This is a genomic window from Ferruginibacter sp. (assembly GCF_031430955.1).
In the GTDB taxonomy this organism is placed as follows: Bacteria; Bacteroidota; Bacteroidia; order Chitinophagales; family Chitinophagaceae; genus Ferruginibacter.
On sequence record NZ_JANPCM010000056.1, the window covers coordinates 1 to 11,347 of the forward strand.

Here is an 11,347-nt window from a genome sequence, read left to right on the forward strand (position 1 = left end):
GGCTGCTTTTTAATGTAAAAATTAACCATAAAATATTATCTACAATACATACAATTGCAAAATAAATTATAATGGATAATCCTGTACGTTTTACCAAAATAGCTACTAAATAAGCCAGCATTAAATAAAGCGTTGCCATTAAAGCAAAATATCCCACAAAATAAATTCCATCAAACTTATTTGCAGCAGCAGGGGAAAAAATAACACCAACTAAAAAACCGCATAAAAATATTAACGCAGTGCTTACCAAAACAAAAAAAAGCATTACGGAAAATTTCGCTTTTAAAAAATCCATTCTGCTCCAGCCATCAATAATATTTTGCCGGTGTGTTCGGTATTGTACTTCGTTGGTGATTAATAAAATAAACAACATGCCGAGTAAAATAAAAAACAATCCTCCCATCCAGCTGGCCGAATGCCATACTTTGGGAAATACGAACGGAGATTCTATCATTGCTTTTAAAACCTGCTCCTCGATTTTTCCTGAGCCTGATACAGATTCCATATACTTGCTGGCAGAAAAATAAAATGCCAGCGGATAAAAAACTAAAAATCCTAAAAATAAAATCCAGAAAGTTCTGTAAGTTTTTATTTTAAGCCATTCTATTTTAAAAAGACTGAGCATAATTTATTTTTAATAAGGTTAATTTATCTGTCGCTTTGTTTACCGGTAATTTCCAAAAATCTTGTTTCAAGTGATTTCCGTTTTTCATTCAGTTTATCCAGCACAATTCCGTTTTCGAAGCAAAATTTATTTATTGCTGCCGCATTAACAGTTTCGCTGCAACTGATTTGTAAATAATTATCAACCGACATTATTTCTGTTACACCATTCATTTGGCCCAATATATTTCTTAGTTGTTTATTATCGCCTGCGCTAAGTTCAATAATTACTGTAGTTAAATTATCGCTGCCCGAAGTATTCATTACTTCTTTTACCGAACCTACAGTTTTCAAAACGCCTTTTTGAATAATAGCTACATGCGTACAAACTTTTTCCACCTCATCTAAAATATGGCTTGCCATAATAATAGTTTTGCCATTGCGGTTCAGTTCTTTTATAAGTTCCCGTATTTCTGCAATACCTGCAGGATCCAAACCATTAGTAGGCTCATCAAAAACTAAAATATCCGGATCGCCTAACAATGCAGAAGCAATGGCCAGCCTTTGTTTCATACCCAAAGAATAGGTATTAAATTTAGATGTTTTACGCTGGTAAAGATTTACGGTGTGCAATACTTTATCAATATCTTCTTCTCCCTTACCTTTTATTTTTGCAGCTATTTTTAAATTGGCTTCTGCACTGAGGTAATGATAAAAATTGGGGGTTTCTAAAAGCGTTCCTATTCTTTTTCTTACTTCAGCAGTACTTTGTTCACCTTTCCAGGAATAAGTTCCCCCACTGGCTTTTAACACATCCATTACAATACCCAATAAAGTTGTTTTACCACTTCCATTGGGACCCAGTATTCCAAAAACAGTTTTCTCCGGCACTTCAAAACTTACGTTTTGCAATGCTTTTATTGCGCCGTAATTTTTAGATAAATTTTCAATGGAAAGTATAGCCATAAAAGTGAAAAGGTTTTGAAGAATGAAGATAAGCGAAAAAATTTTCTGGATTAAGGCAAATGTTTTTGATGCCACACCGATGAAAAGCCACCAACGATTGCAAAGCCCTCTTTATTGAAATTTAATTTATTTAGTCGGAGATTATCAATATCATCCTGCAAAACTTTTCTTGTAAATGGATTTAGTGTCCCGCCATCTTCGCCGGGTGCAACATTGGAGTAGTATTGAAAATCTGGATCAACCCATGTACCTCTCGGATACATAATGCCCGGTATACCTTTACCACGAATATCTAAATCATGAGGGTGATCGAGCCCCAATGTATGCCCAAACTCATGCGCTGCTGTGGTAGAATTATTTAATAGATTCTGTAATTTAAAATAACCGGTATTGCTGTTTAATCCATCTACAAAAGAAATATTACCCGAAGCATATTCTTCTATCCTGAAATAATTATTGCGTGGGTTGGTATTTTCATGGATCATTTCAGGAGATAATGATTTGGTCCAAATACCTTCCATATTAAACCTTACATCAAATGTTTTATTCTTTATCGCTACCATTCCGTTGGCATCATTCCAAAAATGTGCAATATCTGCAGCAATAAATTTTGCAATGGCATCATTTGCCGCATCACCGTAAATAAATATTACGGCATTGATGAGGAGTAAATTTTTTTGTGGTAATAATTGAGCTTCTCCCATGCTGTACGCCGAAATTTTATTTCGGCCATTTTTACTTGAGACTCTTAACGTTTCCCTATTAGAGTCGAAATTTTATTTTAGATTATATAAGAAAGTTCAGGATTTAAATACGTCCACTTCCCGTCCTTCCAATCTTTTATTAATCCGGCTTTAACAGGATTATTAATCGTATAAAAAATTATTCGGTCAAATTCTTCGTCATCTCTTACAATGTGATCATAACTTTCATGTGTCCAAAACTGGCCACTTCTATTAAGCACTTTGTTACAAGCTAATGCTGTATGTCGTTTATGTTTTTGCAGAATATTATAAAGCGGGGGTGCGTCTTTTAATGTTGTAATTACGAGGTGTACATGATTGGACATAATACAGTAACACCATAATTTATAAAATTTACCATCGCAAAAATGCAGCGATTCTTTTACGATTGCAGCTATTTCATCCTTGCTTAACCAGTAAGGTTCATTCGAATTTTTATCCAGGCAATCGTCTGTTAATGCAAAATGGCGTTTTTGTTCGTTATATTTTTCTTCTTTAGTTTTTGCGATTTTTTTCCCATTTATTGAGACTTCTTCCAGTTCTTTTAATTTAGAAACCGGTATTGAATCTACTAATCTGTAAGTAATAAAGAAGGTTTCTTCCAGCGGTTGAAAGTGAGGTAATTTTTTGCTGTAAAAAAATTTATGCTCTGGCATAGTATTGATGAACACCGAAAAATAATTTTCGGCGCTTTAAATTTAAGAATAAATTTAAAGCGGGATACAATACTGGAATAATTGCAAGCACATAGCCGAAATAAAATTTCGGCGTACTAATTCCGCAATGGCTTACCACTTTTCAATATACTCTGTATCCTCTCCAAAGTTTTTTTCTCTCCCGTTAAACTTAAAAAGGCTTCTCTTTCCAGATCTAATAAATACTGTTCGCTTACTAATTGCGGTTCGCTTAAATCGCCGCCGCACATAACATACGCTAATTTTTTTGCAACACTTACATCATGGTCGGTTGCATAGTTGGCACGCCACATGCCATTAATGCCGGCATGCATGGCACCCAATGCACTGCGGCCTAAAACTTTTATATCGGTGCGTTGCACGGGCATTACATAACCATCGTTATATAAATCAATAACAGCCTGTCTGGCTTCTGCAATTCTTCTGCCTGCATTAATGCTTACTGTATCTTTTCCTTTTCTGTAAATGCCTAAATCAAATGCTTCGTAAGCAGAGGTACCCACTTTTGCAGTGGCAATAGTTAAGAAACGGTTTTGCAATGTTAAAGTATCTACTTCGCCTTCGTGCATTTCATCTGCAGCACGCAATACAAATTCTTTGGTACCGCCGCCGCCGGGTATAACGCCGATGCCTACCTCTACTAAACCGGTATAGGTTTCTGCAGCCGCAATAACTTTATCGGCATGCAAACTCATTTCGCAGGCGCCACCTAAAGCTAATCCATGCGGCGCAACAACAACAGGAATACCGGAGTAACGAACCCTCATCATAGTTTGCTGAAACTGCCGTATGGCCATATCAATTTCATCATAATCCTGTTCTATCGCCAGCATAAAAATCATACCAACATTTGCACCGGCACTAAAGTTGGCGCCCTCGTTTGCAATTACCAGGCCTTTATACTTTTCTTCTGCAAGTGCAATTGATTTTTGAATACCTTCCAGCACTTCGCCGCCAATACTGCCCATTTTAGTGTACCATTCCAATCCTAAAACATCATCACCCAAATGATAAGTACGGCAGGCCGAATTTTTCCAAACGGTTTCTTTTTCAAAATTCTTCATTACAATAAATGCTTCGCCGCCGGGCAATGCGTTGTAAGTTTTAGTGGCCACATCGTAACACAAACGTTTACCATTTTCTACTTTATAAAAAGATTTGTTACCGGCTGCTATCATTTCATCAACCCATGGTGCTACATTATATCCTGCGGCCTTCATGGCGTCAGTAGTTTTTGCAATGCCTAAAACATCCCAGCTTTCAAATGCACCAATCTCCCAGCCAAAACCTGCCATCATACCATCATCTACCCTGTATAATTCATCAGTTATCTCCGGTATGCGGTGACTGATGTACGAAAATAAACTGTAATGAAACTGGCGGTAAAATTCTCCTGCTTTATCTGTGCCTGCACACAAAGCTTTTAATCTTGTATTTAAATCTTCAATGGGTTTAGCGGCTTCTAAAGTTGCAAATTTTGGTTTTTGCCTTGCGCCATATTCCATTGTTTGCAAATTCAAAGTAAGAATTTCTTTTTCGCCCTTATCACTTTTCGTCTTCTTAAAAAAGCCCTGGCCTGTTTTATCACCCAGCCAATTATTTTCTACCATTTTATTTAACCATGCAGGAATATTAAATACAGCTTTGGCTTCATCATTGGGGCAATTATCAGCCACACCTTTTGCCACTTTTACCAATGTATCAATACCCACTACATCCGCAGTTCTAAACGTTGCAGATTTTGGCCTGCCAATAACCGGCCCTGTTAAGGCATCAATTTCATCTACATTTAATTGCAATTTTTCCATGGCGTTCATTATAGCCATCATACCAAACACACCTACACGATTGGCAATAAATGCAGGCGTATCTTTACACAACACCGTTGTTTTACCTAATTGTAAACTTCCATAGTGCATTAAAAAATCCACCACCGCTGCATCTGTAAATGGTGTGGGAATAATTTCTAACAAACGCAAATACCTGGGCGGATTAAAAAAGTGGGTACCGCAAAAATGTTTTTTGAAATCATCGCTCCTGCCTTCGGCCATCATGTGTATAGGAATACCTGATGTGTTGGAAGTTATTAATGTACCCGGCTTGCGGTATTTTTCTACCTGCGTAAAAACAGATTGTTTTATATCTAATCTTTCTACTACTACTTCTATCACCCAATCGCAATCGGCAATATCTTTCATATTATCTGTAAAATTGCCGGTCTTTATTTTCTTTATTACATCTTTTGTATAAACCGGGCTTGGGTTGCTTTTAATGGCTGCGGTTAATGCATCGTTTACGATCTTATTTTTATCAACTGGTTTTTTCTCCCCTTCTGTGGATGGGGGTGGCTGAATATCTAATAACAAAACCTGTAAACCCACGCCTGCAAAATGACAAGCGATACGGCTGCCCATTACGCCACTACCTAAAACGGCTACTTTTTTAATGATTCTTTGCATGATAAATTATTATGTGTACAAAATTAATCTTCTTTATTCAAATTAGTTAGCTAAACAACTAATTTTATTCGAAGTTAGGTTTTAAGAGGGAAAAAACGCAATACACCGTATAATTACATACTAAAAATTGAAAAACTACGTTTGTATTCTTTCCGGCCTGCTTTTACAGCATGCAGCAGGAGAAAATTAAATCTATGATTAACTGATTAAATTATTAAAATGCTTTTTTAATTTTACGGAAACTACTGCACAATCCAATATAATGAAGCCATTAGCTAAACAGACTGATAATACTGAAACCTTTTTAAGCGTAAGCTATAAGGCATCGCAACCATTGGATGTTGATTTATACAATCTTTACGAAGCAGTAATTGTAACCAATACTAAGTTTTACATTACCGGTTTTAATAAACTTGCCGAATTGCTTTTTGGTTTATCCCAAACAGATTATGCCACTGCAACTTTAGGAAATGTATTGCCATTTAAATTTAAAAACACCTCGCCTTTTAAGGCTTTACTTACTATATATAAAACAGGTACATGGAGCGGCGAAATAACTTATAAAAATAATACCGGGCAGCAATTAAATTTTTACTCTACTGCCAGTTTAATTAATAGCAACAGTTCGATTGTTATCAGTAATAAAATTATTGTTGAAGACGAAAATAAAAATCCTTTACCAATAGCACATACCACAGAAAGCCTGTTTGGTATGTTTATGGAAAACAGCCAAACCGGTTGCTGGATCTATGATGAAAATGACTGTATTGTTTTCAGTAATGAAGCCTATGGCAATTCTTTTAATATAGGTGATAACCTAACCGGAAAACATCTATCGGAAATTTGGCCTAAACCATTTGCCGATCAATTAATTGCCCGTAATAAAATAATATTAAAAACTGGCAAGGCAGATATTTCTGAATATACCCTGTCTAATCAAAACGGAGATGTTATTCATTTTGTATCGAATGCCTTTGTATTTAAAAATGCCGATGGTAAAAGATTTATTGGCGGTCAGGCCATTGATATTACCGACAGAAAAAACACTGAAACCCAAATTGAAAAAATGCATGAGCGCTTTACTTATGCAGTTAATGCCACATCAGAAGCTATTTGGGATTTAGATTTAAAAACAAATGAAATTTACAGGAGCGATGCGTTTTATAAAATATCAGGCTACTCGAAAGAACAGTTAGCCAGTAACCTGGATTGGTGGTTTGATAAAATACATCCTGATGATAAAGAAAGAGTGAAGAAAAATTTTGATCAGGATTTACTGGCACGTAAAAAAAACTGGTCGGATGAATACCGTTTTCAATATGCTGATGGTACTTACAGATTTATTTCGGATAAAGGTTTTGCCATTTACGAAGAGGGTAAACCTGTTCGGTTAATTGGTGCCATACGAGATATTACCGAACAAAAACAATTAGAAAAACAATTAATTTTTGAGCAGGTAAAAAAACAAAAATTAATTAACCAGGCCACTATTGAAGCACAGGAAAAAGAACGTGGTATGATAAGTGCCGAACTGCACGATAATGTTAACCAGCTTTTAATGAGTGCAAGGTTACATATTGGCGCCGCAAAAAATAATGAGGACCAAACAGAGTTGTTAGATAAAGCTTCTATGTATTTATTAGAAGCGGTAGAAGAAATAAGAGGTTTGTCTAAAAGATTAAATACTTCCATTGTAAGATCGGTGGGATTGGAACAAAGTATTTTAGATATATGCCGCAATATGCAGCAATTTAGCGACATTACTGTTGATACTGCTATTGATGAAAATGTAGTTGATAAATTAACGCAGGAACAGCAACTGGTAATTTTTAGAATTACACAGGAACAGAGCAATAATATTATTAAATACTCCAGGGCATCGGCTGCAAATATTTCTGTAACAGAAAAAAATAATCAATGTTGTCTTATCATCAGTGATAATGGTATTGGGTTTGACAAAGAAAAGCAAAAAGCCACCGGCATTGGCTTTATCAATATCTTTAACCGTGTAGATGCTTACAATGGTAAAGTAGAAATAATTACTTATCCTGATAATGGTTGTACATTAAACATCACCCTCCCTTACATCATTTAATTTTTAGCTAACGCCTGCGCCAGCATTAATTACCGCTTCTGGTTTTACAAAATGCAATTTACCGGCATTGTCTTCTGCCATTAAAATCATTCCGTTACTTTCAATACCCTTCATTTTACGTGGCGCTAAATTTGCCACCACCACAACTTGCTTATTAATAATTTCCTCCGGAGAAAAATGTAAAGCTATACCGCTGACAATAATTCTTTTTTCAAAACCCATATCTACTTCCAGCTTTAAAAGTTTATCTGCTTTTTCTACTTTTTCTGCAGCGGTAATGGTGCCTACTTTTAATTCTATTTTTGCAAAATCATCAAATTGAATAGCAGCTTTTAACTCCGGGCTTTTAGCTACAGGCAATTCTGTAGTTGGTTGTCCGTGGCCTGTTGTCTGTTGTCCTTTGTCTACCTCCAATTTATTTTCCATCTTTAATCTTTCACTTTTAATTTTTAATTTTTCTACCTGCTCTGTCACTTCTGCATCATCAATTTTTCTAAATAATAATTCCGGTGGTCTTAAGGAATAACCTACACTCAGCAGTTTTGTTTTACCGGCATTTTCCCAGTCAAGCATTTTGTCTACCACCTTCATCATGTAACATAATTTCTTTGCAGCAAACGGAAGAAAAGGGTTTATTAAAACCGCAAGATTTGCCGTTAATTGTAAACATAAGTGAAGGCAATTATCAATATTTTTTTGAGCCTCCGTGGTCAGTTGTCCGTCGTCCGTGGTTTTCTTAGCCACAATCCATGGCTGCTTATCCTGCATATATTTATTTCCCTTTCTGGCCAGGTCTATCACTTCATACATTGCATCCCGGAATTTATAACCCTCGATTAGATTTTCAACAGCAATTTTTGTTTTTGCTATTTCTGCAAATAAATTTTTATCCGCATCGTCTAAAATATCAGCGTGCAATGGAGGAACTTTTCCTTTGCATAATTTATGCATCAATACAAAAGCCCTGTTTACAAAATTTCCAAACACATCCACCAACTCACCTTTTACTGCATCCTGAAATCCCTTCCATGTAAATTCACTGTCTTTTGTTTCCGGCGCAATTGCTGTTAAATAATAGCGAAGTGCATCCACCATTTGATCTCCACCATTCTCCTTCTTTACAAAGTCATTAATGTAGTCGTCCATCTCTATACTCCATCCACGGCTGGTGCTCATCTTATCTCCTTCCAGGTTCATAAACTCGTTGCTGGGCACATTATCCGGCAAAATATCTCCATGCAGTTTTAGCATTACCGGAAAAATGATACAATGAAATACAATATTATCCTTACCAATAAAATGAACAAGTTTAGTGTCTTTATCCTGCCAGTATGGTTTCCAGTCTTTATTATTATCCAATGCCCATTGTTTTGTAGCACTTATGTAACCTATAGGTGCATCAAACCAAACATACAGTACTTTGCCAGCACCACCCGGCAGGTTTTCCGGCAGCGCTATCCCCCAATCCAAATCTCTTGTTACTGCCCTGGGCTGCAAGCCGGCTTCAATCCAGCCTTTGCATTGCCCCACCACATTGGCCTTCCAGTCTTCTTTATGTTCTTCCAGTATCCATTGGCGTAAGAAATCTTCATGCTTGTTTAGTGGAAGATACCAGTGAGTGGTTATTTTTTTTATTGGAGCGTTGCCGCTTAATGTACTTCGTGGATGTATCAGTTGTTCCGGGCTTAGAGATGTGCCGCATTTTTCACACTGATCGCCATAAGCATTCTCATTGCCGCAAACAGGGCAAGTGCCAATGATATAGCGGTCTGCTAAAAATGTGCTGGTCTCCTCATCGTAATATTGTTCAGTTTCTTTTTGTTCCAGGCAGCCATTATTATTTAATACAGTAAAAAATTCTCTTGCTGTTTCATGGTGAATGGGTGCTGAAGTACGGTGATAAATATCAAAAGAAATACCCAGGTCGGCCATATTGGTTTTTAACATGGCATGGTATTTATCTACAATAGCCCGTGGAGTAGTATTTTCTTTCATGGCCTGTATGGTAATGGCAGCACCATGTTCATCGCTGCCGCATACATATACAACATCTTTTTTTTGTGCACGCAAGTAACGTACATATATATCTGCAGGCAGGTACGCACCGGCAAGGTGTCCTATATGTTTAGGCCCGTTCGCATAAGGCAGAGCCGATGTAATTAAATATCTTTTAGGGTCTGTCATGTAATTTTTTCTTTTTTGCACCAAGCCATATAAATTCTATTGGGCTTCATTGGTCTGGCCTAAGGCAAGACACTCTTGTACAGTATTAACATTATTGAGCTTTAATTATGTTTTATTTAAGACCTTTTATTTTTCTAATGTCACCCCTTCGGGGTTTGCACCTTTATTCAATTTTATTACTATATTAATATCAGCCTTTCAGGCTTTAAAATCCCGAAGGAATGGTATTAATATAGTAATCGCAATATCAAATTAAAATCATAACCCCGAAGGGGTGATATTAGTTTTACACAGAGACGTTAGCTTTGTAATTTTATTTTTGACTTCATTGACTCTCTTCAAAATTATATTATTATTGAACGCCTTAAAGCCAAAGTGGTGCAAATTTACCTAAACCAACCGCAAAAGCCAAACAAACAAAAAACCTTTGCAATTACAAAGGTTTTTTACATCATACAAAAAAAATATACACTCTTATTTTTTATTCAGCATTTTACTTAAATAATTAAAACTGCTGGTAATGCTTTCTAATGGATTTTTAGGCATATCATGTTCTACAAAAAAATGTTTCATACCTGCTTTGGATGCTGCATCAAAAATTCTTTTATAATCAATGGACCCTTCGCCAACCGGTAAAATAATTTCATGTTTGGCATCCAGGTCTTTTACATGCCACAAAGGAAAACGGCCTGGATGCTGTTTAAATAATTCAACAGGATCTTTACCAGCTTTTGTTGCCCATGCCAGGTCGAGTTCCATCTTCATTTTTGTTTGTGTAAGAAAAAGCTCGTAAGGTATCTGCCCTTCTACTGCATAGAACTCCCTATCATGATTGTGATACGCAAAACCAATCCCTGCTTTTTTGCAGGCTTCGTCAGTTTTGTTCAATACTTCTATTGAGGTCTTCACATCTTCTAAAGTAGCAATTGGCGTACTGGCGCAAACCAAATATTCTACGCCGCCTTCTGCAGCTTCATCAACCAGTGGCTGCATATTGTCTTTAAGGTTTCGCATTGGCGGAATGGTAATGGGTTTACCATCTGCATCCACCGGCATCTTAGCACCCGGTGGCAATTTAAATGGTGCTCCCAATACATGGTGCGATTTCCAGCTCATGCCCATATCTTTTAGCATAGCTGCAAAATCCTTTGGCTTCATGCCATAAAAACCCCCTTTTTTACTAAAGGCCGATTCAATTTCTTTATAACCAACCGCTGCAATTTTTTTTAATGTGCCCGGCACATCAGCATCTATTTCATTAAAAAAAGTAAAGAGCTGCAAACCGGCTGGAGGATATTTTTTCCCTTTTAATAAAGAGGCAAATGCCGTATTGGAAAAAGCTATACTGCCCAATGATAAAGCTGCAGCAGTTTGTAAAAATTGTTTTCTGTTTTGCATTGTTTTACAATTTATAGAAGTTGTTTGAGTTATTTTTCTGAGACTGTTTATATGGCCTGTAATGCTGCCATTATGTATACCGATGAAAGGGTTGATTCTACATTCTTTTTACTAAAAAGAATGTAGAAGAGAACAAGTTCACAACGATGATGCCATGAAAATCTTTAGCTGGTATCCCCGAAAATATCGGAACAAGTCAAAATA

8 protein-coding genes are annotated in these 11,347 nt (G+C 36.5%); 1 reads left to right on the top strand and 7 read right to left on the bottom strand.

Annotated elements, in window-relative coordinates:
• The 5 genes from ACY65O_RS01560 to ACY65O_RS01580 form a co-directional block, all read right to left on the bottom strand.
• Window positions 1–625 (bottom strand): ABC transporter permease subunit (locus ACY65O_RS01560; protein ID WP_462219090.1); only part of this gene is annotated, 625 nt, incomplete at its 3' end.
• A gap of 23 nt (window positions 626–648) precedes the next feature.
• The gene (locus tag ACY65O_RS01565) at window positions 649–1,569 is read right to left on the bottom strand and encodes an ABC transporter ATP-binding protein (protein ID WP_462219091.1); all 921 of its coding nucleotides are present in this window, start codon (window positions 1,567–1,569) and stop codon (window positions 649–651) included.
• A 50-nt stretch (window positions 1,570–1,619) separates the two neighbouring features.
• Window positions 1,620–2,273 carry a peptidase M10 gene (locus ACY65O_RS01570; protein WP_462219092.1) on the bottom strand — a complete coding sequence of 218 codons (654 nt, stop codon included), beginning with the start codon at window positions 2,271–2,273 and terminating at the stop codon, window positions 1,620–1,622.
• A gap of 77 nt (window positions 2,274–2,350) precedes the next feature.
• Window positions 2,351–2,968 (bottom strand): transposase, encoded by a 618-nt coding sequence (locus ACY65O_RS01575; RefSeq protein WP_462219093.1) that lies wholly within the window; start codon window positions 2,966–2,968, stop codon window positions 2,351–2,353.
• Between the two features lie 116 nt (window positions 2,969–3,084).
• A complete protein-coding gene (locus tag ACY65O_RS01580) occupies window positions 3,085–5,466 on the bottom strand; it encodes a 3-hydroxyacyl-CoA dehydrogenase/enoyl-CoA hydratase family protein (protein ID WP_462219094.1) in 2,382 nt (793 codons plus the stop codon).
• Between the two features lie 262 nt (window positions 5,467–5,728).
• Between ACY65O_RS01580 and ACY65O_RS01585 the strand changes: the two genes are divergently transcribed.
• Window positions 5,729–7,561, top strand: coding sequence for a PAS domain-containing sensor histidine kinase (locus ACY65O_RS01585; protein WP_462219095.1), 1,833 nt, complete (start codon window positions 5,729–5,731; stop codon window positions 7,559–7,561).
• Between the two features lie 3 nt (window positions 7,562–7,564).
• Here ACY65O_RS01585 and metG read toward each other — a convergent pair whose 3' ends face one another.
• A complete protein-coding gene (gene metG, locus ACY65O_RS01590; RefSeq protein WP_462219096.1) occupies window positions 7,565–9,745 on the bottom strand; it encodes a methionine--tRNA ligase in 2,181 nt (726 codons plus the stop codon).
• 474 nt (window positions 9,746–10,219) lie between these two features.
• Window positions 10,220–11,143 carry a sugar phosphate isomerase/epimerase family protein gene (locus tag ACY65O_RS01595; protein ID WP_462219097.1) on the bottom strand — a complete coding sequence of 308 codons (924 nt, stop codon included), beginning with the start codon at window positions 11,141–11,143 and terminating at the stop codon, window positions 10,220–10,222.
• Window positions 11,144–11,347 lie beyond the last annotated feature (204 nt).

Bases quoted from the DNA above. Each gene is read 5' to 3' on its own strand.
- ACY65O_RS01595 (WP_462219097.1), bottom strand. From the start codon at position 11,143: ATGCAAAACAGAAAACAATTTTTACAAACTGCTGCAGCTTTATCATTG.
- ACY65O_RS01580 (WP_462219094.1), bottom strand. From the start codon at position 5,466: ATGCAAAGAATCATTAAAAAAGTAGCCGTTTTAGGTAGTGGCGTAATG.
- ACY65O_RS01570 (WP_462219092.1), bottom strand. From the start codon at position 2,273: ATGGGAGAAGCTCAATTATTACCACAAAAAAATTTACTCCTCATCAAT.
- ACY65O_RS01565 (WP_462219091.1), bottom strand. From the start codon at position 1,569: ATGGCTATACTTTCCATTGAAAATTTATCTAAAAATTACGGCGCAATA.
- metG (WP_462219096.1), bottom strand. From the start codon at position 9,745: ATGACAGACCCTAAAAGATATTTAATTACATCGGCTCTGCCTTATGCG.
- ACY65O_RS01575 (WP_462219093.1), bottom strand. From the start codon at position 2,968: ATGCCAGAGCATAAATTTTTTTACAGCAAAAAATTACCTCACTTTCAA.
- ACY65O_RS01585 (WP_462219095.1), top strand. From the start codon at position 5,729: ATGAAGCCATTAGCTAAACAGACTGATAATACTGAAACCTTTTTAAGC.